This is a genomic window from Mesorhizobium sp. Primo-A (assembly GCF_003997175.1).
GTDB classification, from domain to species: Bacteria; Pseudomonadota; Alphaproteobacteria; order Rhizobiales; family Rhizobiaceae; genus Mesorhizobium; species Mesorhizobium ciceri.
Map to the genome: position 1 here is coordinate 86,014 of NZ_RZTG01000003.1, position 21,993 is coordinate 108,006.

Annotated in this window: 18 protein-coding genes and 1 tRNA gene; 10 read left to right on the forward strand and 9 right to left on the reverse strand. The window is 61.9% G+C overall.

The genetic code is table 11. The features are described 5' to 3' along the window. Window positions 1–84 precede the first annotated feature (84 nt). Window positions 85–1,317, reverse strand: coding sequence for a septal ring lytic transglycosylase RlpA family protein (locus EOC83_RS05845; protein WP_063168012.1), 1,233 nt, complete (start codon window positions 1,315–1,317; stop codon window positions 85–87). Window positions 1,318–1,694: 377 nt separating this feature from the next. Here EOC83_RS05845 and EOC83_RS05850 point away from each other — a divergent pair, with 377 nt between their 5' ends. From EOC83_RS05850 to EOC83_RS05895, 10 genes are all read left to right on the forward strand, one after another. Then, window positions 1,695–2,030 carry a hypothetical protein gene (locus EOC83_RS05850; RefSeq protein WP_013531580.1) on the forward strand — a complete coding sequence of 112 codons (336 nt, stop codon included), beginning with the start codon at window positions 1,695–1,697 and terminating at the stop codon, window positions 2,028–2,030. 362 nt (window positions 2,031–2,392) lie between these two features. Continuing rightward, window positions 2,393–2,482: transfer RNA gene (locus EOC83_RS05855), tRNA-Ser, on the forward strand. A 217-nt stretch (window positions 2,483–2,699) separates the two neighbouring features. After that, on the forward strand, window positions 2,700–3,824 hold the full coding sequence (locus EOC83_RS05860; RefSeq protein WP_063168011.1) for a helix-turn-helix transcriptional regulator: 1,125 nt from the start codon (window positions 2,700–2,702) through the stop codon (window positions 3,822–3,824). A gap of 227 nt (window positions 3,825–4,051) precedes the next feature. Continuing rightward, complete coding sequence (locus EOC83_RS05865) at window positions 4,052–7,882, forward strand: autotransporter domain-containing protein (protein WP_063168010.1); 3,831 nt, start codon at window positions 4,052–4,054, stop codon at window positions 7,880–7,882. A 177-nt stretch (window positions 7,883–8,059) separates the two neighbouring features. Beyond that, the gene (locus EOC83_RS05870; RefSeq protein ID WP_063168009.1) at window positions 8,060–8,857 is read left to right on the forward strand and encodes a sterol desaturase family protein; all 798 of its coding nucleotides are present in this window, start codon (window positions 8,060–8,062) and stop codon (window positions 8,855–8,857) included. Window positions 8,858–8,959: 102 nt separating this feature from the next. Next, on the forward strand, window positions 8,960–9,658 hold the full coding sequence (locus EOC83_RS05875; protein WP_063168008.1) for a DUF2161 domain-containing phosphodiesterase: 699 nt from the start codon (window positions 8,960–8,962) through the stop codon (window positions 9,656–9,658). 56 nt (window positions 9,659–9,714) lie between these two features. After that, the gene (locus EOC83_RS05880) at window positions 9,715–10,122 is read left to right on the forward strand and encodes a DUF930 domain-containing protein (RefSeq protein WP_032808257.1); all 408 of its coding nucleotides are present in this window, start codon (window positions 9,715–9,717) and stop codon (window positions 10,120–10,122) included. A gap of 181 nt (window positions 10,123–10,303) precedes the next feature. Further along, the gene (locus tag EOC83_RS05885; RefSeq protein WP_013531644.1) at window positions 10,304–10,966 is read left to right on the forward strand and encodes a TerC family protein; all 663 of its coding nucleotides are present in this window, start codon (window positions 10,304–10,306) and stop codon (window positions 10,964–10,966) included. A 136-nt stretch (window positions 10,967–11,102) separates the two neighbouring features. Beyond that, window positions 11,103–12,416: a 30S ribosomal protein S12 methylthiotransferase RimO gene (rimO, locus tag EOC83_RS05890; RefSeq protein ID WP_013531645.1), complete on the forward strand. Its 1,314-nt coding sequence runs from the start codon at window positions 11,103–11,105 to the stop codon at window positions 12,414–12,416. Window positions 12,417–12,524: 108 nt separating this feature from the next. Continuing rightward, complete coding sequence (locus EOC83_RS05895) at window positions 12,525–13,631, forward strand: acyltransferase (RefSeq protein WP_063168007.1); 1,107 nt, start codon at window positions 12,525–12,527, stop codon at window positions 13,629–13,631. A 47-nt stretch (window positions 13,632–13,678) separates the two neighbouring features. Here EOC83_RS05895 and EOC83_RS05900 read toward each other — a convergent pair whose 3' ends face one another. From EOC83_RS05900 to EOC83_RS05935, 8 genes are all read right to left on the reverse strand, one after another. After that, the gene (locus EOC83_RS05900) at window positions 13,679–14,746 is read right to left on the reverse strand and encodes a BMP family ABC transporter substrate-binding protein (protein WP_013531647.1); all 1,068 of its coding nucleotides are present in this window, start codon (window positions 14,744–14,746) and stop codon (window positions 13,679–13,681) included. Between the two features lie 49 nt (window positions 14,747–14,795). Further along, entirely contained in the window at window positions 14,796–15,716 is a 921-nt protein-coding gene (locus EOC83_RS05905) for an ABC transporter permease (RefSeq protein ID WP_024503273.1), read from the reverse strand. After that, window positions 15,716–16,846, reverse strand: a complete 1,131-nt coding sequence (locus tag EOC83_RS05910; protein WP_013531649.1) for an ABC transporter permease — start codon at window positions 16,844–16,846, stop codon at window positions 15,716–15,718. The genes EOC83_RS05905 and EOC83_RS05910 overlap by 1 nt, the downstream gene beginning before the upstream one ends. Beyond that, a complete protein-coding gene (locus EOC83_RS05915) occupies window positions 16,843–18,420 on the reverse strand; it encodes an ABC transporter ATP-binding protein (RefSeq protein ID WP_063168006.1) in 1,578 nt (525 codons plus the stop codon). The genes EOC83_RS05910 and EOC83_RS05915 overlap by 4 nt, the downstream gene beginning before the upstream one ends. A 133-nt stretch (window positions 18,421–18,553) precedes the next feature. Then, the gene (locus tag EOC83_RS05920; protein WP_063168005.1) at window positions 18,554–19,531 is read right to left on the reverse strand and encodes a quinone oxidoreductase; all 978 of its coding nucleotides are present in this window, start codon (window positions 19,529–19,531) and stop codon (window positions 18,554–18,556) included. A gap of 57 nt (window positions 19,532–19,588) precedes the next feature. Continuing rightward, window positions 19,589–20,395: a phosphatidylcholine synthase gene (gene pcsA, locus EOC83_RS05925; RefSeq protein WP_024503276.1), complete on the reverse strand. Its 807-nt coding sequence runs from the start codon at window positions 20,393–20,395 to the stop codon at window positions 19,589–19,591. Window positions 20,396–20,418: 23 nt separating this feature from the next. Then, window positions 20,419–21,033 carry a DUF1326 domain-containing protein gene (locus EOC83_RS05930; protein WP_063168004.1) on the reverse strand — a complete coding sequence of 205 codons (615 nt, stop codon included), beginning with the start codon at window positions 21,031–21,033 and terminating at the stop codon, window positions 20,419–20,421. Between the two features lie 14 nt (window positions 21,034–21,047). After that, window positions 21,048–21,986 (reverse strand): DUF2182 domain-containing protein, encoded by a 939-nt coding sequence (locus EOC83_RS05935; protein ID WP_082826671.1) that lies wholly within the window; start codon window positions 21,984–21,986, stop codon window positions 21,048–21,050. Window positions 21,987–21,993: the final 7 nt, after the last annotated feature.

The window sequence follows — 21,993 nt, forward strand, 5'->3', positions numbered from 1 at the left end:
GGCACCGCCGGCAAGCCCGCGAAAAGTATCAGGCTTTTTGCGCGGCGGATCAACCGCGCAGCGGAAATCCCATCAGGCTTGCGCTCAGTTGCGCACAGCCAGCGCATCGGGCGCGCCATGCGACCAGGCAGCCTGCAGCAAATCATCGAGATTGCGGTGGCCATCGGGATAGAGATTGACCGAATACCAATCCTCGCCATCGAGTTCCGAACGCTGGATCTCGATCTTGCCGTATGCGGCAAGCTCAGCGGCAACACGCTTGGCCTCCGCTGCATCCTCGAACGAACCAGCCGCGACGTAGTCAGTGGACGGACCGGCCGCTGGCGGCTGCCGCTTCCATGATTGGAGCACATCGGCCGGCGACATGCCGTCGCCACCCATCGCGGCGAAGGCATTTGAGGCGCGTTCGACCCGCTCGTCGGCATAGGACAGCGAGGCCACGGCAAACGGCGATTGCGGCGGCAGATTGATCTGCGGACGCTCCGGCACGATCGGGCCGAAATCCGGAAGCGCCAGATCGCCATAGGCCGACGACTGCGTCGACATGATCGGCTGGACAGAACCGGTATCTGTCAACTGGCCCGGAAACGGCACGGCAGCAGTGCCGGCAGGCAGGCTTGGCGACGGCCCGTTCATGGCGACCATGACGCCGGTCGGCAGTCCATCCGACGGGTCTGGCGCCCTGTTGCCGGGATGATAGGAGGCCATCAGATACTGGTCGTCATCGCCGTCGAGCGGCGCGCGGCCGACATATTCGACCTTCACCTGAGCGGTGCCGGTGTTGGCATAGTCAAGCATCTGGGCAGCGCGCTCCGATACGTCGATGATGCGGCCTTCGTGATATGGGCCGCGATCGTTGACGCGAACGATGACCGAACTGCCGGTCTTGAGATTGGTGACGCGGGCATAGCTTGGCAGCGGCATGGTCGGGTGCGCCGCCGTCAGATGGGTCATGTCGTAGACTTCGCCATTGGCGGTAAGCCGGCCATGGAAGGCGTCGCCATACCAGGAGGCGAGGCCGACCTTGGCGTAGCGCTTGTCTTCCTTCGGGTAATACCACTTGCCACGGACCTGATAGGGTTTGCCAAGCTGATCCCTGCCGCCGCCACGTTGGATGCGCCCGTTCCGGGAGATCACACGCGGGCTTGCCTTCACGCCATATTCGGATTCGGCGAAATACTCCTTGGAGCGGGTCTTCTTGTTGACCATCGCTTTCGGCTCAGGCTGCGACGCGCAGGCGGCCAGCAAGGCAGCCGACATGGCGAACAACGCGACGGTAGCAGCGCGACGAAGACGCGGTGGCGTCACAGCCTGCATTTTCCTGATGTCCCCTTCAGTCTCAACTCAAGGCGTCGCGTTCAACCACCAGAGGAGCCAAAACACTCACCCGACAATACCAACGACGCTTAAAACCCCGATCCTTTGTGCGCAGGAATTGCTTATCACGGTATTAACCGATTGTGGCCGCAACCGGGCAAGATTGTGGCGTCTCCACCGTAAGAGCTCTCTGAAAAGTAACGGTTTTCGTGCTTCCACGCGAGAGATGTGATGCCCTCTGCCACAGAAAGCCTGGCTTCGCTCCTGCCCGCCGTGTCTGCCGGTTGACCGGGCTTTGTCGGGCAGCGGACCGACCGCCGGAACAAAGAAATGCGCCGCTAGTTTCATCCGCAGGGCACTCGAACAGAAGGACGAGCATGATGAAAATGACTTCATTGATGGTCGCGATCGCGATGTCGCTTTCTGCCGGGTCTGCGATCGCCGCATGTCCGGACAAGTCAGCTTCGAACACCGGGACCGATGCCGGACAGACCGCCGGTATTTCGAAAGATGGAACCCACGCGCCTTTAGAGACTCCGAAGGCCATGGGCAACGCGAACAAGCCAGCCGCCAAGGATGGCACCACGATGCCATTGGCGGGCGCTGAAGGCGGGGGCGACAAAAACCTTGCAACCTCGCAGCAGGATATCGAGGCGCAGCAGCACGGTGATAAGGCCGCGGCGGCAAAGGCGGACGAAAATTGCAAAGACTGAGGACCGTACAGGCCGGAGCCGATTTGCAGCTTCGGCCTTCCTCACCAGTAGCTGTTCCCTTGGCGAAAGTTAAATCTGCGGGATACCGCAGCTGTCCCAAGAGGCTGACCCGTAGGGATTCGCCAGTCGGCGGGCTCCTTCTTCATCATGCACCAATGGGATAGCGAGTTCCGGTGCTCGATTCCGACAAACTCAGAGCCTGCCAGGACGGCAGGAACCGACACAGTGGTGGTTGACGCAGCCCTCAATGCCGCTTTACAGGAATGAGGCGTGAACCAGCCGGGAGCGCCTTCGGTGCCAATCCGGTGCCACAGGCCAAACGAGTTGGCCCCGCGCTGCCCAAATGGTTGAAAAACCACGATGGAGGAATGGCCGAGCGGTTTAAGGCACCGGTCTTGAAAACCGGCGTGGGTGCAAGCTCACCGTGGGTTCGAATCCCACTTCCTCCGCCATTCGATCGAGAAGGGCATACAGAGCATACAGAACTGAGTACGCCGATTTCCGCCTCCGTGGACGTAAGGGTGAAGCGTCAAACATCATGTCTGCTTTCTCCTGACCTTGGGCGTCAGCACTGGTAACCCCCCTGCTCATTCGACGTTCTATCCCTTGCATCGACCGCAATCAGAGGTATGCTAACACTTCATTCTGGTTGTATATTTCGCAAGGCTTATGGGATATTCGATCTCTCACGAGCGCCTGTCGGTAGTGATCGGTCGCATATATGAGGCCGCCTACGATCAATCGATTTGGCTTGACGTGGTCCTTCAGTTGCAAGCCATGTTTCATGGCTCCAGAGCCTGTTTCTCGGGCATCGACTGGGCCAATGTCGAGGATAGCTTTTGCGTCTCACCGAGCCGCGACCCCTATTGGGACAGGATTTTCCTTGACCATTTCGCGACCAACGAACTCTTTGCGCCGCGTGTGGCCGCGCCGCTTGGCCGGGTTTTTAGCGACACCCAGTTGATTGGGCGGCACCGTATTGAACGCACCTCCGTCTGGAACGAATGGATGATGCCGCAGGACATGTATGACGGCATGTTCTGCAATCTGCGCGCGTCGGAAAAGAACTACTGGTTTTTCGACGTGCAGCGAGGCCGAGGGCAGCCGGCGTTCGACGCCGATGATCGTGCGATGCTCGCCCTGATCACGCCTCATCTGCAGCGCGCTGCGGGTTTGGGCCGACATTTCGAGGCGCGACCTGTGCTCCGATCGCTGCTCGGCCACCTGCCCTTCGCCGGCTTTATCGTCGATCCGCGCCTGCGCATCCTTGACATGAATGACGCCGCGCAAAGACTTTTGGTACAGCCGATCACTCTGCTGACGGCGAACGGTGGCCATCTGGCCACCTCCGATTCCACGCAAACCCAAATGCTGCAACGTGCGGTCGCACGAGTCTGCCGGGTGGACGAGAGCGAGTTTCCCATTTCGGCTGCCGATTTGATCTTGCGGTCGGAGCGCGGCGACCAACTGGTATTGTCGATTGGATTGTTGCCCGACGGCGAGATGTTCGGCCTGTCGGCTGGACCTTGCGCGGTGGTGCTGGCGCGCGAATCACGTTTGGCCCTGTCGACGAGCTTAGCCGATCAACTGCGAAAAACCTTTGGGCTGACAGGGAAAGAAGCTTCCGTCGCGCTCGCGCTCGCAAGCGGATTGTCCTTGAAGGAAATAGCGATCAGGGAAAACATGGCCTACGGCACCGCACGCGTTCATCTGGACAAGATTTTTCGCAAGACAGATACGCAGAGGCAGAGTCAGCTCATTGCGCTGCTGAATGCATTTCGTCTTCTGCCCTAACAAGCTGCAATAGCACATTAAGGTTCTTCGAGTGCAGGGCGTTGCGACTGTGGCGAGCCAGCGACAGTGCGCCACTCTTTGGCCGGTCTATGGCATTTGATATATATATCGCCCACCCATCATCCGTTATTGCGAATCTGAAGCACTGATTTGCTCGAAGCATTGCTTTGCTTGGGCTGTTCTGATGACGGCAGATTGCATTTATTGGACGATGGGGCGGGCCTATCATGAGACTCTACGGTTTTTCGGCAGACAAAGCCTACCCACTCGTTTCCTTGCGCGCGCAACTCCTCTCGCAGGCCAGTCGCTCGGCACTGCGTTTCGCAATCGGCATGGCCGGTTTCGCCGGCTCGGCTGTTTTCTTTTCCCCGCAGGCGCAGGCGGCATGTACGGTCACTCTGGGAACTGATGTGCAGTGCGGCACCACCTCCACGGTCAATGCCGTCAATCCGGCTGCTCCTCCCAACGACCGGGGCTATTCATTTTCTTCACCGTTTACGGCCCACCTCGCGATCGATGCCGGGGCGACGGTCAGCGGATTTGGCCTCGCGATCGAGAATACCGGCAATGGCGCCGTCATGGTCGTCAACAACGGCACGATCAGTGTCGATGCGGGCAACACGCCAACAGCCGGCGGGACCGCGGCACTCAATATCGATGCCGCCTCCAACCTGATCACGTACACAGGCAGCGGCGCGATCACCAATAACGGCAGTGGCGATGCCTTCGCAATAAAGCAGAATGGCCTGGGCTCGATCGATGTCGATGCCACCGGCGATATCACGGCGGCTGCCGGCTCAGGCATTGTGGTGCGTAACACGGCGGCGAGTGGCTCCATCGATGTCACCACGGGCGCGGTGACGGCGCTGGCTGCTGGCATGTTCGGTATCGACGTCCAGTCGTCTTCGACGGCAGGCAATCTCACGACCGTGGCGAACGGCGATGTGACGGCGGGCAATACCGGTATCTTGGGTCGAGTTTCCTCCACAGGAACTGGCAACATCGATATCACGGCGAACGGCGCCATCGACGCAGGCAACGGCATTATCGCGCAGAACTTGGGCAACGGCTCGACGACGGTGAAGGCGATGGGACCGGTCACCGCGACAATGGCGTCGGGCCTTGGCGTCTTCGCTCAGGGCCGGGGCGATGTCTCGATAACAACGGGTGCGGTGACCTCGACGGGCGGTCAGGCGGTCTATGCAATAGGGACCGGCACAGGCACAGGCACAATCGATGTGACGACCAACGGCAACGTCTCGGGCACTGCAGGCATCCTCGCAGGTAACTCCGGCACGGGCATGATCAGCGTGATCGCCAATGGTGCGGTGACCGGCACATCCTTTGACGGCATCGTCGCGAACGGTGGTGGCGCGGTGGACGTGCAGGTCGCCGGCACGGTGATGGGCGCGCGTTCCGGCCTGACCTTGATTGGTGGCGGCGGCGGCACGGGTAATCTCTCGGTGACGGGCGCGGGCGGCTTCGTCGGCGGCAGCGACGATGCGGTGAATATTCAGAACTATGGCCCGGGCACGGTCACGGTCGATATATCCGGCGCCAGCAGCTCGACGAGTGGCGGCGGCATCGTGGTGCGCGACACGGCGACGGGCGGCAACATCGGCGTCACGACGGGCGCGGTGACGGCGCTGGCTGCCGGCAGGATCGGCATCGACGTTGAGACGCTGTCGGCGACGGCCAATGTGACGATCGTGGCGAACGGCGATGTGAAGGCGGGCGGCCCCGGTATCTTCGCTGGCCTTTCCTCGGGAAGCGGCAACGTCGATGTCACGGCGAACGGCGCGATCGACGCGAGCAGCGGGATTGTCGCAGGGACTGTCGGTACAGGTTCGGTGACCGTGAAGGCGGTTGGTCCGATCACCGCGACGACTGGTCGAGGTATCGACGCTGAAAGCTCGGCCGGCAATGTCGCGGTGATAACGGGTGCTGTGAACGCAACTGCGGCTACGGCGATCTTCGCGCTCCAGGACAATCCGGTGGGCGCTGGCACGATCAATGTGACGACGAATGGCAATGTCTCGGGTACGACAGGTATCCAGGCAACCAATCTTGGCACGGGCGCGATCACGGTGATCGCCAATGGCGCGGTGACCGGAACGTCGGCCGAGGGCATCGTCGCGACGGGCAACGGCGTAGTGGATGTGCAAGTCGCCGGCACGGTGACGGGCGCGACGCGTGGCCTGACTTTGACTGGTGGGACGGGCGCCATCAACGTCGCCTCGTCGGGCGCGATCCGTAGTCTTTCCGGACTGTCCAGCGATGCGGCGATCGAGACCAATGCCGCGACGATGGCGCTCACAAACGCCGGTTCGATCGTCGGTACAGCGCAGTTTGCCGGCGGCGCGACACTGTTCGCCAACGACGGGAACTGGAACGGCGCCGGTGGAACCAGTGATTTCGGCGGTGGCGCCAGCAGGCTGGTCAACGACGGGACCGCCGTCGGTGGAAACTCCGCCGGCGTCGCGGAGACGACGCAATGGACCAATCTGTTTCAGTTCACCAATCAAGGCACCTTGACAATGGCCGACGCTGGCGCCGGCGATGTGATCCGGCAAACCGGCGGCAATGCCGCTTTCGCGACTGGCAGCATCATGGCGATCGATATCAACACGGCCGGCCAGGCCGACAGGTTCAGCACCTCCGGCACCGCGACGATCACTGGCGCGACGCTGACCGTGAACGCCGCGGGCGGCATTGCGGTGCCGGGCACCCGCTATACGGTGTTGACCGCCGATGCCGGGCTGACCGGGCAGTTCGCTGCCTTGACTGGAGTTCTCAACACCGCCTTCCTCAGGCTTGTCGATACCTATGACACCAACAACGCCTATCTCGACATCCTGAAATACCGCAACTTCACCGACGCAGCCTTGACCCGCAATCAGATCGCAACCGCTGGGGGGCTCGAGAGCCTGCCGACATCCGGATCCCTGTACAACGTCATCCTCAACCTCGCGACCGACGTGCAGGCACGTGATGCCTTCGACCAGCTCTCGGGCGAGGTGTATCCCTCGGCGCAGACTTCCCTCATCGAAGATAGCCGTCTTCTGCGCGACGCGGCGACGAACCGCATCCGGGCCGCTTTCGGTATCGTCGGTGCATCGGCCGCTCCGGTCATGGCCTACGCCGATCAGACCTATGGCGGTGCTGCGGGCGCCTATGTCTCGCTCGATCCCAATACGACCGCTGCAGTGGCGTCGGACACCGATCGCTTCGCCCTCTGGAGTCAGGGCTTTGGTTCATGGGGCCATACTGGCAGCGACGGCAATGCTGCCCGCGTTGACCGCTCGACTGGCGGTTTCCTGGCCGGCGGTGACGCCGCCATTTTCGACACCTGGCGATTGGGTATCATGGCGGGATACAGCCGCACCAACCTCGATGTGAAAGACCGCGCCTCGTCGGGCTCGAGCGACAACTATCATCTCGGCCTCTATGGCGGCACCACTTGGGATGTTGGGGGCGGCACGCTCGGCTTGCGCACCGGTACATCCTATACTTGGCACGACATCGCGACGAGCCGCTCCGTCACTTTCCCCGGTTTCAATGACAGCCTCAAGGCAGATTATCGCGCCGGAACGGCGCAGGTGTTCGGCGAACTGGGCTATGGTATCCATGCTGGAAATTTAGGCTTTGAGCCCTTCGCCAATCTCGCCTATGTGAACCTCCGGACTGACGGCTTCACCGAGACAGGCGGCGCGGCGACGCTGACAAGCGCTTCGGCAATCACCGATGCGATCTTCACCACGCTCGGCCTACATGCCTCAGGCGAGTTCACCGTCGGCGAGATGGCGGCGACGGTTCGCGGCACGCTCGGCTGGCGCCATGCCTTCGGCGAGACCGTACCGCTGTCGCGCTTCGCATTCGCCGGCGGCGCATCATTCACCGTCGCGGGCGTGCCGATCGCCAAGGACGGGCTGATACTCGATGTCGGGTTCGACATCGCCATCGCACACAATGCCACGCTCGGCCTCACCTATGGGGGACAATTCGGCAGTCGCGCCGCAGACCAGAGCGTGAAAGCCAATCTCGCGGTCAGGTTCTAGTTGGGGGATGGGCCACACGCCGCAGGACGAGCCCGCATTCGCGTCTCCTCGTCCACCCGCGTTCCATTCACAATCCGCGTTTGCCGCCGCCACTTGCGCAAAAGGTAGAGCCTTTAGCCTTTGGAAAGGGAGATGTGGTTCCTCTCAGAGGCGCGGACTGCGCGCTGAGGCGAATCGATGGATATCTTTGGCATCAAGGCACTTCTGATCTGCGCCCTGATCTTCATTCCGTTCGAACATCTGTTTGCCGAGCGGCCGCAGAAGATCTTTCGCAAGGGCTTCGCTGTCGATCTGATTTATCTGCTGTTCAACGGCTTCATCATAAAGCTGGCCATCGTCATGATGGCGGCAGGCGCGCTCGGTGCCGCTGCACTCCTGGTCCCGCAAGCGATAACGCATGCCGTCAGCGGCCAGCCCGTCTGGCTGCAGGTTGCCGAAATCATCGTGATCACCGATGTCGGCGTCTACTGGACACATCGGGCCTTTCACAAAATCCCGGCGCTTTGGAAGTTCCATGCCGTTCACCACGGCATTGAGGAACTCGACTGGCTCGGGGCCTTCCACAATCATCCCGTCGACGCCATCGTCACAAAGGCAATATCGCTGACGCCGATCTTTTTCCTCGGCTTCTCGGAAGCGTCGATCGCCGTCTTTTCGACTCTCTACCTTGGACATACGCTGCTTGTGCATTCAAACGTGCGGATTCCGTTCGGCCCCTTGAAGTGGCTGATCGCCAGCCCGCAGTTCCATCGCTGGCACCATGCCAACCAGCGCGAAGCCTATGACAAGAACTTCGCCGGGCAGTTGCCTTTCCTCGACGTGCTGTTCGGCACCTACAATCCCACCGGTGACAAGGTGCCGGACAAGTACGGCGTCGACGATCCGATCCCTTCCACCTATTTCGGCCAGATCGGCTATCCGCTCCTGCGCCGCAGGAAGCTGCCGAACCGGGCGGTGCCGAACGCCGAAGCCTGACGGCTGGCCCGGCGTTGCGGTATCCACACCGGTCCCCTTTCGAGCCGCAGGACGCCGAACCACCGGAAGGCTTTTCGCCTCGAATCGGCTAAACCTTGCGCCATGAACGAGACCTCACTCTATGCGCCGGTGAAGCGGTTCCTCGAAAGCCTCGACTTTGTCGTCAAAGGCGAGATCGACGGCTGCGATGTTGTTGCGTTGCGCGAGGGGGAGCCGCCGGTTGTCGTCATCTGCGAGTTGAAGCTGCAGTTCAATCTCGAACTGGTGCTGCAAGGTGTCGATCGTGCGGCGGCCTGTGACGAGGTGTGGCTGGCCGCGCGCATGTCGGCTCGCGGCAAGGGACGCGAAAGCGATGCCAGGTTCCGCAATCTCTGCCGCCGGCTTGGCTTCGGCTTGCTTGGCGTGACCGCGACGGACCGGGTCGAGGTGCTTCTCAGCCCGATCGCGCTGGCGCCGCGCAAAAATGCCCGCCGGCGCTCCCGCCTGGTCGATGAGCACCAGCGCCGTCGCGGCGATCCCGTTGCCGGAGGAGGATCGCGCAATCCGATCATGACCGCCTATCGCCAAAGCGCCCTCGCCTGCGCTGCCGCCATGGTGGATGGCCCCAGGCGGCCGCGAGATCTGAAGGCGGTGACGCCGATCGCGCCCAAGATCCTGCAGCACAATGTCTATGGCTGGTTCGCGCGCGTCGACCGCGGCCTCTACGATCTTACCGATGCCGGCCGTGCCTCTTTGATCCGTTGGCCGCAGGCATCGCACGACGAATCCCGACACGCAATTTTGAACGCAGCAGCCATATGATTGAAGATTCCCGCAGCGTCCGAGGCGGTCCGCTCGGTTGATTTCTCCGACAAAATATGTTGCTTGTCCCGCCCATGAAGAAGCTCTGCATGACCGCCTTGGCGTCAGTGACACTGAGTTTTCCAGCCAGCGCAATGGACAATGCATTGCGCGCCGGACTGATGAAACTCGATCCCCAAACTCGCCTTGAACAGCGTTGCGACGCCGAAGTGCTCGACCGCATCACCCATGACGATCGCAAGTTCAAAGCCGATCGCGTCGTCGCCTACGCCTTTGCCACGCCCGAGATGGGCGCCGATGCAATCAAGAGCCCGGGTGCTGCGTTTCGCAGCAAGGGGCAGTGGTACAGGCTGAAATTCAAGTGCCAGACCGGGCCGGACCATATGGAAGTCTTGCAACTCCGCTACCGGATCGGCGACGAGATTCCGGAAGCCGACTGGGCAAAGTATAATCTCTACGATTGATTGGCGATCGGCCATGGTTTTGCCTGGCTGTCGGCGAGTGCCGCGAGCATTGGATCTGGCTTGACGTAGCGATGCTTCGGTGATGGCGCCACGCGTGATCCCTTGACGCCAAGGGACCACCAAGTTAGGGCCTCTGGGTAATCGACGAACACTCGGCAAAATCAGCAAGGGCTTCCGGTCGATGGACATTTTTTTCAGCGCTGCCAGCCTGACCGCCCTGCTCCAGGTCATCGCCATCGACCTCGTGCTGGCCGGCGACAATGCGATCGTCATCGGCCTTGCCGCTGCCGGCCTGCCGGCTGACCAACGCAAGAAGGCGATCCTCATCGGCGTGATTGCGGCAACGGTGCTGCGCATCGGTTTTGCCGCAATTACCGTCAAGCTGCTGGCGATCGTCGGCCTGCTGCTGGCCGGCGGCATCCTGCTGCTGTGGGTCTGCTGGAAAATGTACCGCGAGCTGCGCACGTCACATGCCGATGAGCTGGAAGCGACCGAGGCGCTGTCGAATTCGGACCTCAACAGTGACCAAGCAGTCGCCGGCAAGTCGAAGCGCAAGACCCTTGGCCAGGCTGCCTTGCAGATTGTCGTCGCCGATGTGTCGATGTCGCTCGACAACGTGCTGGCGGTGGCTGGAGCGGCGCGTGATCATTTTCCGGTGCTGGTCATCGGCCTTGTGCTGTCGATCGCGCTCATGGGGCTGGCTGCGACCTTCATTGCCAAGCTGCTGCATCGCCACCGCTGGATCGCCTATGTCGGCCTGCTGATCATACTCTATGTCGCGCTGGACATGGTCTATCGCGGCGCGGTGGAGGTCTGGCCACATGTGAACAACGTGGTCGGCTGAAGCTGGCGGACATCCGCGTCTTCACTCCGTCGAAGCAAGACCGCCGTGCGTTTTGCCGCATCGCGGGCCTGCCCATACCAATGCCGCAATAAGTGTGGTACTGCGCCGGCAATCCTGAAAAGCCCGGAAACCCTCTATGTCCGCTCCCCGCGTGAGTTTTGTCAGTCTTGGATGCCCGAAGGCCCTCGTGGATTCGGAGCGCATCATCACGCGCCTGCGCGCCGAAGGTTACGAAATCGCGCGCAAGCATGACGGCGCCGACCTCGTCGTCGTCAACACCTGCGGTTTTCTCGATTCCGCCCGCGACGAGTCGCTCAACGCCATCGGTTCCGCGCTTTCGGAAAACGGCCGAGTGATCGTCACCGGTTGCCTGGGCGCCGAGCCGGACGTCATTCGCGAAAAGCACCCCAATGTGCTGGCGATCACCGGGCCGCAGGCCTATGAGAGCGTGATGGCCGCGGTGCATGAGGCCGCACCGCCGTCGCACGATCCCTATATCGATCTCCTGCCGCCGCAGGGTGTCAAGCTGACGCCGCGTCACTACGCCTATCTCAAGATTTCCGAAGGCTGCAACAACCGCTGCACCTTCTGCATCATTCCCGCACTGCGTGGCGACCTCGTCTCGCGGCCGGCGGCCGATGTGCTGCGTGAGGCTGAGAAACTGGCCAAGGCTGGCGTCAAGGAACTTCTGGTCATCTCGCAGGACACCAGCGCCTACGGCATCGACATCAAATACCAGACGTCGATGTTCGGCGACCGTGAAGTGCGCGCAAAATTCCTCGATCTTTCGGAGGAACTGGGCAAGCTCGGCATCTGGGTGCGCATGCACTATGTCTACCCCTACCCGCATGTCGCCGACGTCATCCCGCTGATGGCGGAGGGCAAGATCCTCCCTTACCTGGATATCCCGTTCCAGCATGCCTCGCCGCAGGTGCTGAAAAACATGCGCCGGCCCGCGCATGGCGAAAAGACGCTCGAGCGCATTCGCGGCTGGCGCGAGGTCTGTCCGGATCTGGCCATCCGCTCGACCTTCATCGTCGGCTTCCCCGGCGAGACGGATGACGATTTCGAGATGCTGCTCGACTGGCTCGATGAAGCCAAGATCGACCGCGCCGGCTGCTTCAAATACGAGCCGGTCCGCGGCGCCCGCTCCAACGATCTCGGTCTCGAACAGGTCCCGCAGGAAATCAAGGAGGCGCGCTGGCACCGCTTCATGCAGCGTCAGCAGAAGATTTCGGCGACACAGCTGGCCAGAAAAGTCGGCAAGCGCCTCCCGGTGCTGATCGACGAGGCGCATGGCACATCGGCAAAGGGCCGCACCAAATACGACGCGCCCGAGATCGATGGCTCGGTGCACATCCAGTCGCGTCGTCCGCTGCGCCAAGGCGATATCGTCACCGTCAAGATCGACCGTGCCGACGCCTATGACCTCTATGGTTCGGCGGTCTGACGCCTCGTTCCGCGTAAATTTACTACATCTGGCGATAATCTAGGCCTCTTAACCCGCTCAGCCGCGATCCGCTCTATGGTTTGCCGACCGTAGATGCGGGAAATGCGGATGAACACCAGACCTGCGGAACAAAATTACATTGCGACGCTGGACCTGCTCAGGCTGGTCGCGGCGATGGCTGTCGTGTTCTTCCACTATTTCTTTCGCGGCGCGGCTGCCGAGGGCATTCTGGCTGAGGGTTATCCGCTTGCGGCACCGTTCGCCCTCTACGGCTATCTCGGCGTCAATCTGTTCTTCCTGATCAGCGGTTTCGTCATTGCCTGGTCGGCGGAAAACCGCAGTTGGGACCAGTTTGCGGTCGCGCGGTTCGTTCGCCTCTATCCGGGCTTCCTGCTCTGCATGACGATCACCTTCGCGATTGTCTTCCTTGCCGGGTCGCCGCTGCTTTCGGCCTCTTTCGTTCAGTATGCCGCCAATCTGTCGATGTTCGCGCCGGCGTTCGGCCAGCCCTTCATGGACGGCGTCTACTGGTCGATCGTTCTTGAGCTGGTGTTCTACGGCTGGGTGACGCTGGCGCTGCTCACCGGGCTGTTTCAGAAACGCAAGCTGGAGCTGATCTTGATCTGGCTGGCGATCTCGGCCTTGAACGAGTTCTTCATCGGCAGCGGCGCCGCCAGGCTGCTGTTCATCACCGAGTTTGGACCGTTCTTCGCCGCCGGCGTGCTGGTCCACCACCTGCATGCGCATGGCCGTTCACTGCCTGCAATGCTGCTGCTTGCCGCCGCGTTCCTGATCTCCTGCGGCACGCTGTCGGTGACGCAGCACTGGATGCTTGGCCACTACGGCATTGCCGTTTCGTCGGCCAATCTGGTCATCGCCAACGTCGTCATGCACGCGGCCTTGATCGGTGCGGTGCTGCTGCGCGGCCGTATCAGGGCATCGGGGCTCACCCTGGCGCTGGGCGGGCTGACCTATCCGCTCTATTTGCTGCACCAGGACATCGGCTATCTCGTCATCAATGCGGCAACGCCCCTTATCGGCAAATGGTTTGCCGCCTTTGGCTGCGGCGCACTTATGCTTTTCGTTTCGTGGGCAATCTGGCGCGCCTGCGAACGACCCGCACAGCGGCTGCTGAGGATTTGGCTCGGCCGCGCGGTCGATGCTGGCCTGGCGCGATTTCGTCGCGTCTCAGCCGGAGCGCAGCCCGCCGAATGAAAAAGGGCGCCTCGCGGCGCCCTCCTCATTTCGATCTCTTGCGCTACTTACTGCGGCAGCTTGTCGTCGACACCCTTCACATAAAAATTCATGCCGAGCAGCGTGCCGTCATCGGCGACTTCGCCATCCTTCAGCCACGGCGTGCCGTCTTGCTTGGCGATCGGCCCGGTGAAGGGGTTCCAGCCGCCGGCGATCTTCTTCTCGGTGGCCTCCGCCATCGCCTTCACGTCGTCGGGCATGTTGGTGTAGGGGGCGAGCTTGACCGCGCCGTCCTTGATGCCAAGCCAGACATTGTCCGGCTTCCAGGTGCCGTCGAGGGCTGCCTGGACCCGGCTGATGTAATAGGGACCCCATTCGTCGGTGAGCGAGGTCAGCTGCGCGTTCGGCGCGAACTTGATCATGTCGGAGGACTGGCCGAAGCCGTGCAGCTTGCGCTCCTCGGCCACCTGCAGGGCAGCGGTCGAATCGGTGTGCTGGACAATAATGTCGGCACCCTGGTCGAACAGCGCCTTGGCGGCGTCGGCTTCCTTGCCCGGATCGAACCAGGAATTCACCCAGACGATCTTGGCCTTGAAGTTCGGGTTGATCGACTGCGCGCCGAGCATGAAGGAGTTGATGCCCATCACCACTTCGGGGATCGGGAAGGAAACGATGTAGCCGGCAACGCCTGCCTTCGATTCCTTGGCGGCGATCTGGCCGAGCACATAACGGCCTTCATAGAAACGCGCATTGTAGATGCCGAGATTGTCAGATGTCTTGTAGCCGGTGGCGTGCTCGAACATCACCTTCGGGAATTTCTTGGCGACCTTCACTTCTGGGTCCATGAAGCCGAAGGAGGTGCCGAAAATGATCTTGCAGCCTTCGCGTGCCAGGCGCTCGAAAGCGCGGTCGGCGTCGGGGCCTTCCGAGACGTTTTCAAGATAGGCGGTTTCGACCTTGTCGCCGAGCGCCTTCTCCACTTCGAGACGGCCCTGGTCGTGCTGGTAGGAATAGCCGAAATCGCCGATCGGGCCGGTGTAGACCCAGCAGGCCTTCAGCTTGTCCGCGGCCTCGGCCGTCGCTGCCAGCGACATGGCGGCGGTCGTGGTCATCAGGGCAATAAGCAGTTTTTTCATCGTGTTACCTCTCTGAGTTAGCCTTGGAGCTTCCCGTTTGTTTTTGTTGTCAACGATCCGGAACGAATGGCTGCCCCAAGGAAGCCGGCGTGTTCATCATCGTCAGACGCTTGTTGCGCGAGATTAGAACGAGAACCACGACGGTTGCCAGATAGGGCAGCGAAGAAAGGAACTGTGAGGGCACTGGAATGCCAAAAGCCTGTGCATGAAGCTGGCCGATCCATACCGCGCCGAAGATGTAGGCGCCGGCCAGCACCCGCCATGGCCGCCAGGAGGCGAACACCACCAGCGCCAGCGCGATCCAGCCGCGGCCGGCGCTCATGTTCTCCACCCATTGCGGCGTGTAGACCAGCGAGAGATGGCCGCCGGCGAGACCGGCACAGGCGCCGCCGAAGATGACCGCGAGGTATCGGTAGCGGATGACCTTGATGCCAAGCGCATGCGCCGAGGTGTGGCTGTCGCCGATCGAACGCAGCGTCAGCCCGGTGCGGGTCTTGAACAGGAACCACATGACGGCGGCGGTCAGTGCGATCGAGATGTAGAAGATCGGATCCTGGCCAAACAGCAGCCTGCCGACCACAGGGATTTCCGTCAGGCCGGGAATGTCGAGGTTGGGCAGCCTTTCGCCGGGCTGGCCGACGAAGCTGGTGCCCATCATGCCGGACAGGCCAAGGCCGAGCAGCGTCAGCGACAGGCCGGTCGCCACCTGATTGGTGGCCAGCGACAGCGTCATGACGGCAAACAGCAGCGAGAACACCGCGCCCATGGCAATGGCCGCCAAAAGGCCGATCCAGGGTGATCCGGTGAGATAGGTTGCGCCGAAGCCGCCGACGGCGCCCATGATCATCATGCCTTCGACGCCGAGATTGAGTACGCCGGAGCGCTCGACCACCAGCTCACCGATTGCCGCGATCAGCAGCGGCGTTGCCGCGGTGGCGATGGTCAGAAGGATGTTTACGGTGATGTCCATCAACGGGCTTCCTTCAGCTTCGGTGCGGCTTCGAGTTTGGCCACGCCTTCCGGTTTGGTCAGCGCCAGGCCGACCAGACGTATGCGGTAGTGGATGAGCGTGTCGCAGCCGAGCACGAAGAACAAAAGCATGCCCTGGAACACCCGCGCCACCTTGTCGGAGATGCCGAGCGCGCTCTGCACTGCTTCGCCGCCGAGATAGGTCAGTGCCAGCACCAGTCCGGCGGCAACGATGCCAAGCGGGTTGAGACGGCCGAGGAACGCCACGATGATGGCGGTGAAGCCGTAGCCGGGCGAAATGACGGGCTGCAGCTGGCCGATGGCGCCCGAGACCTCCGAGATGCCGGCAAGTCCCGCCAGCGCGCCCGACAGCAGGAAGGCAAAGAACACCATCCGGTTGAGGCCGAAGCCGGCGAAGCGTCCTGCCCGCGGGCTCGAGCCCAGCACGCGCACCTCGAAACCTTTCAGCATGCGGCTCATCAGGATCCAGACCAGCACCGCGGCGACCAGCGCGAAGACAAAACCCCAGTTTGCCCGTCCGGCATCCGGCATCAGTTCCGGCAACACGGCCGAATCGTTGAACTGGATGGTCTGCGGGAAGCCATGGCCCTGCGGATCGCGCCAGGGGCCGCGCACCAGCCAGTCAAGGAAAAGTTGCGCGACATAGACCAGCATCAGGCTGGTCAGGATCTCGTTGGTGCCGAAGCGCGTCTTGAGCAGAGCCGGGATCGCCGCATAGGCCGCACCTCCGACCATGCCGAGCAACAGCATCAACGGCAGCACCAGCGGGCCTTCGAACTGCGGAAACAGTACTGGAAGCATCGAGCCAACGATGCCGCCGAGGATGAACTGGCCTTCGGCGCCGATGTTCCAGATGTTGGCCTTGTAGCAAACCGACAGGCCGACAGCGATCAGGATGAGCGGCGCGGCCTTGATCGCCAGCTCATGCAACTGCCAGATTTGGCTGATCGGCTCGATGAAATAGATGTTGAACGCAGTCAGCGGATTGACGCCGAGCAGTGCGAACATGACGGCCCCGGCAATGATGGTCAGCGCGAAAGCGATGAACGGCGACAGGGCCGAAAACAGCATGGAGCGCTGCGGGCGTTTGACGAGTTCGAGGCGCATCATGCCGTCTCCAACGTGTGTTCGGCGTGACCGGGTTCGGCGCCACCCATCAGCAAGCCGACCTTCTCGAAGGTCGCTTCGGCGATCGGCATCGGCTTCGACAACTCGCCATTGTGCATGACCGCGATCGCATCCGAGATCTCGAACAGCTCGTCGAGATCCTGGCTGATCACCAGCACCGCTGATCCGCTGCGCGACAACTCGATCAAGGCCTGGCGGATGTGGGCGGCAGCGCCCGCATCGACGCCCCAGGTCGGCTGGTTCACCACCATGACGCTTGGCCGGCGGTCGAGTTCGCGGCCGACGATGAATTTCTGCAGATTGCCGCCCGAAAGAGCCGCGGCCTCCGGATCCGGCGCGCTCTTGCGCACGTCCATCGCCTCGATGATGCGTTGGGACGCGGCCTGGATGGCGGCGCTCTTGACCATTCCGCCGGAACCGACGAACGCCTTGCCGTCGGTGGCATGGCGCGACAGCAGCAGGTTTTCGGAAAGCTTCATGCGCGGTGCGGCACCGTGGCCGAGGCGCTCCTCCGGCACGAAGGCAGCGCCCAGCAGGCGCCGTCCGGTGATGGTGAGGCTTCCCGAATCCTTGCCGCGAATGCGCACCGAGGCGGCATCCTGCTGCAGCACTTCGCCCGAAACGGATTCGAAGAACTCGCCCTGACCATTGCCGGCGACGCCGGCGATGCCGATCACCTCGCCGGCGCGGACGTTCAGGTTGATGCCCTTGAGCGGGATCGAGAACGGCGTCGCCGGTTGGCGGCTGAGATTGCGGATTTCGAGCAGCGGCTGCGCCTTGTCGATGCCCTCGACCGGCGCGCGCACCACGGCCTGCACCTCATTGCCGACCATCATTCGCGCCAGCGAAGAGGCTGTTTCCTCACGCGGATTGCAATGGCCGACCACCTTGCCGTGGCGCAGCACGGTGGCGCGGTCGCAGATGCGTTTGACCTCTTCGAGCCGGTGCGAGATGTAGAGGATGGATTTGCCTTCCGAGCGCAGGCGCTCCAGCGTCTCGAACAGCTTGTCGGCTTCCTGCGGCGTCAACACCGAGGTCGGTTCGTCCAGGATGATGAGCTGCGGCGTCTGCAGCAGGCAGCGGATGATTTCGATGCGCTGGCGCTCGCCCACCGACAGGTCGCCGACCAGCGATTCAGGATCGAGCGGCAGGCCATAGCTGAAGGAAAGCGCCCTCGCCTTCGCAGCGATGCTGCTGATCGGCGAGCCGTCGTCCAGCGACAGCGCGATGTTTTCGGCCGCGGTCAGCGCCTCGAACAGCGAAAAATGCTGGAACACCATGCCGATGCCGAGCTTTTTCGCGACGCCCGGGCTGGAAATCCTGACGGCCTGACCGTTCCAGAAGATCTCGCCGGCATTGGGCTCCAGCGAGCCGAAAAGCATCTTGACCAGCGTCGACTTGCCGGCGCCGTTTTCGCCGAGCAAGGCGTGGATCTCACCCCTGGCGATGTCGAGATCGATATGATCGCACGCCGTCAGCGTGCCGAATATCTTGGTGAGGCCACGCACCTCAAGCAGGTTCGTGCCGTCCTGATTTGCACTCACAGTGCCTCCCATCTGGTTAGCCAGACATGTTCTGTGTTCCCGCAGGCATGGTAGGCGCGGCCGGCTCTCATCGGAAAGCGGCACACGTCTTGAAAGAGCTTCAAGAATTTCAGCGGAAATTCAAGGGATAGCAAGGCAGAACGAACTAAGGGATGAGAATGGTCGTCCCTGTGGTCCTGCGGCCCTCGAGGTCGGAATGCGCCTTGCCGGCGTCCTTCAGCGCGTAGCGCTGGTTGATCCGGATCTCGACCGCGCCGCTGAGCACGACCTCGAACAGGGCGGCAGCAGAAGCGTCGAGGTCCTCGCGTTTTGCGTTGTAGACGAACAGTGTCGGCCTTGTTGCGAACAACGAGCCCTTCTGTGCCAGCAACGACATGCTGAACGGCGGTATAGGTCCCGAGGACTGGCCAAAGCTGACGAACATGCCGAGCGGCCGCAGGCAGTCGAGCGAAGCCGGAAACGTGTCGTTGCCGACCGAATCGTAGACGACATCGCATTTCTTGCCGCCGGTGATGGCGGCGACGCCGGCGACGAAATCCTGTTCCTTGTAGTTGATGACGTGATCGAAACCATGCGCCCTGGCGAGCTCGATCTTGTCGGACGAGCTGGCGGTGCCGATGACGGTGGCGCCGAGATGTTTTGCCCATTGGCCGAGGATCAGGCCGACGCCGCCTGCAGCGGCATGGAACAGGATCGTGTCGCCGGCCTTCACCTTGAACGTCCGGCGCAGCAGATATTCCGCGGTCATGCCCTTCAGCATCATCGCTGCGGCCTGTTCGTCGCTGATGCCATCCGGAACCTTGACGACGCGGCTGGCATCGATGACGCGTTCTTGCGCGTAAGCCCCCGTCGTCACGGCATAGGCGATGCGATCGCCCGGATTCAGCCAGTCGACGCCATGGCCGACCTCCAGCACCACGCCGGCGGCTTCGCTGCCTGGCACGAGCGGGAAGCCGCCGGGTGGCGGATAGAGACCGGAGCGATGGTAGACATCGATGAAATTGAGGCCGATCGCGGTGTGCCGGACCAGGATCTGCCCGGATCCCGGCTGGCCGGGATCAGCGTCCTCATAGGTCAGAACTTCCGGGCCGCCATTGGCATGAATGCGGATCGCTTTGGACATTGCTAGGCTTCCTGTGGGCTAGGCTTGTGGGGCCAGGCTCCCTGTGGGAGTGGCCGATCAGGCCTTTTTGGCACCGAGATTGGGAAAGAACTGCATGATGCCACCGATGCAGGCAAGATAAAGCCCGGTGATGGTGATGCCGATCTTGGTGAAGGTGCTGACCTGCTCGCCCAGCACGCCGATCTGATCGTAGAAGGCGGCGAGCGCCGCTTGGGCCAGGGCAAGCGCGCCGAAAGCGCACCACAACAGGGTCATCCCAAGGTTGATGCGCCGCAGCCGCACCACCCGCACCGGGTGGATGAAGTTGATCGGCACGAAAGTCAGGACGCCGGCCACCACCACCACCGCGAACGAAACCCATTGTCCGGGCTCGATGACGAACAGGGTGAACACCACCATGTTCCAGACCACCGGGAATCCCTTGAAGAAATTCTCCTTCGTCTTCATGCCGGTGTCGGCATAGTAGATGGCGCTGGAAACGACGATGATCGCCGCCGACAGGAATGACAGGCCCTCGCCCATGAAGCCGCGCTGATAGAGCGCGAAGGCCGGGATCAGCACGTAGGTCACGTAGTCGATGATGTTGTCGAGCAGTTCGCCCGACCATGTCGGCAGGATCTCCTTGACCTCGAGTTTTCTGGCGATCGGCCCATCGATGCCGTCGACGAACAGGGCCAGCCCGAGCCACCAGAACATTGCGGTCCAGCGCTCTTCACTTGCCGCCACGAGCGACAGGAAGGCCAGGAACGACCCCGAGGCGGTCAAAAGGTGGACGGAGAACGCCCTCGCCTGCGGCCAGGTGACCTTCTTCTTCGGGCGCGGAATCCGGTCCGTGATCTTTTTGGCGGCTTTTCGTGCTGCCAAATTCCTGGCCGTTGTGTTCTTGCTCACGGGCCCCGCCAATCCAGCTTGCAGATTTCGGCCGAACGGCCGGCGAAATTCCAGTTGCGGCCAAAAGCCCGCACCTTGCTCTTGTCGGACCTGGCCACGATGATCTCGGGCGCGATCCAGTATTCCGAATTGCTGATCACCGTATCCTTGTCACGGTCCTTGCCTTGGAAGGGTGTGACCGCTCCGTCGATAATCCTGGGTATCTGGAAGATACGCGTTTTGTCACGCGTCTCATAGGTGATCGGCACCTGCTCGACACCGAGGAATTTGCCGACGAGGATTGAGAGCAGCGATGTGGTTCCACCTGCCTTGCCCGTGAAGATCTTTGTCAGCGCCTTGACCGCATAGACAGAGGCGCGGCTGTCGATGAACAGGCCCGCGGTCCAGTTGCCGCGGCTCATATAGCCTGGGATTTCCATGATCAGCCCAAGATTGAGCCCGGACAGATCGACCTCACCGAAATGGCCGGCATCGATGCGAAACCCGGCCCATGTCTGGCAATAGCCTTCGGTCGGCGGATGATTGCCAAGCGAGAGCACGCAAGGGCAAAAAACCGTGCAATTGCAGGAGAGTACGAGCTCTCCCTTCATCGCCCAGCTCTGGTCTGCCATCGATTTTCCCCCACTCACAGCGAGACTACTAGCAGCGCGGCTGCCCAGACAAGCAGTATCGCACCGGCCAGCCGGGTTGGAACCCTGCTGGCCGTTTGTTTTTCGATCAGGGTGAACAGGCCGATCAACGCCATCCAGAAAACGTTCATGACGCCCACGGCGAACATCACCAGCATCAAGGCCCAGCAGCAGCCCAGACACCACAGACCTTGCGCGGCACCGAGCCGAAAGATGTTAAGGGGCCTTGCGCTCCAGCTCGCGAAAAGGATCGAGAACGGGTTCCTGCATTTCTTCAGGCAAGCTTCCTTCAGGCCGCTGAACTGGTAGAGGCCGGCAATCAGCAGAGCGAGCGCACCGGCAATGCCGACGACCGGATCGAGAATCCCGGCTGACGAAGCGAATGCATGGACGGCCAAGGTCAGCGCCGCGAACACAATTGAAGCGGCGAGCCAGACGCTGAGATAGCCGGCGACCAGCAGCAGCGGGTGAACGACCGGTTCGCCCTTGATGCGTGCCGTGTCAGCGATCTCGCAATAGGTGCGTATCATCGGCGCCGCCGAAGGCAGCATCGTCGCGATCGCCATCAGGAACCACATCGAAACGAGCGCGCCGGCCCGCAAGCCGAGACCTGCGTCCAAAGGCACCGGTGAGAGGCACAGCACAAAGAACCGTTCCAGGAAATCGGGCAGCGGCAGTTGCGGCAGGCTGCGAAGGATCGTGTCGCCAGGGGCGCCGACGCCCGCAATCCCTGTTTCAGCCCCGCGGATTGCCATCGCCGCAAGAGACAGCCATGCAAGCAGGATGCAAGCGCCGACAACGACGTTTACCGTAACCCGGGGATTGCGCGCGATGCCGGCCATGGCGCGGCCGGCGCGGTCGAGATGGCTGAAGTCGTCCTGCTGGCCGGTCATGACATCCGAATGGGCCGAATCGCCGCGTTGATCAAGCGGCATGATCTGA

Coding starts and splice junctions, on each gene's coding strand:
- EOC83_RS05850 (WP_013531580.1), top strand. CDS start 1,695: ATGATGAAAATGACTTCATTGATGGTCGCGATCGCGATGTCGCTTTCT.
- EOC83_RS05865 (WP_063168010.1), top strand. CDS start 4,052: ATGAGACTCTACGGTTTTTCGGCAGACAAAGCCTACCCACTCGTTTCC.
- rimO (WP_013531645.1), top strand. CDS start 11,103: ATGTCCGCTCCCCGCGTGAGTTTTGTCAGTCTTGGATGCCCGAAGGCC.
- EOC83_RS05900 (WP_013531647.1), bottom strand. CDS start 14,746: ATGAAAAAACTGCTTATTGCCCTGATGACCACGACCGCCGCCATGTCG.
- EOC83_RS05930 (WP_063168004.1), bottom strand. CDS start 21,033: ATGGCAGACCAGAGCTGGGCGATGAAGGGAGAGCTCGTACTCTCCTGC.
- EOC83_RS05845 (WP_063168012.1), bottom strand. CDS start 1,317: ATGCAGGCTGTGACGCCACCGCGTCTTCGTCGCGCTGCTACCGTCGCG.
- EOC83_RS05895 (WP_063168007.1), top strand. CDS start 12,525: ATGAACACCAGACCTGCGGAACAAAATTACATTGCGACGCTGGACCTG.
- EOC83_RS05910 (WP_013531649.1), bottom strand. CDS start 16,846: ATGATGCGCCTCGAACTCGTCAAACGCCCGCAGCGCTCCATGCTGTTT.
- EOC83_RS05915 (WP_063168006.1), bottom strand. CDS start 18,420: ATGGGAGGCACTGTGAGTGCAAATCAGGACGGCACGAACCTGCTTGAG.
- EOC83_RS05935 (WP_082826671.1), bottom strand. CDS start 21,986: ATGCCGCTTGATCAACGCGGCGATTCGGCCCATTCGGATGTCATGACC.
- EOC83_RS05870 (WP_063168009.1), top strand. CDS start 8,060: ATGGATATCTTTGGCATCAAGGCACTTCTGATCTGCGCCCTGATCTTC.
- EOC83_RS05885 (WP_013531644.1), top strand. CDS start 10,304: ATGGACATTTTTTTCAGCGCTGCCAGCCTGACCGCCCTGCTCCAGGTC.
- EOC83_RS05880 (WP_032808257.1), top strand. CDS start 9,715: ATGTTGCTTGTCCCGCCCATGAAGAAGCTCTGCATGACCGCCTTGGCG.
- EOC83_RS05875 (WP_063168008.1), top strand. CDS start 8,960: ATGAACGAGACCTCACTCTATGCGCCGGTGAAGCGGTTCCTCGAAAGC.
- EOC83_RS05920 (WP_063168005.1), bottom strand. CDS start 19,531: ATGTCCAAAGCGATCCGCATTCATGCCAATGGCGGCCCGGAAGTTCTG.
- EOC83_RS05905 (WP_024503273.1), bottom strand. CDS start 15,716: ATGGACATCACCGTAAACATCCTTCTGACCATCGCCACCGCGGCAACG.
- EOC83_RS05860 (WP_063168011.1), top strand. CDS start 2,700: ATGGGATATTCGATCTCTCACGAGCGCCTGTCGGTAGTGATCGGTCGC.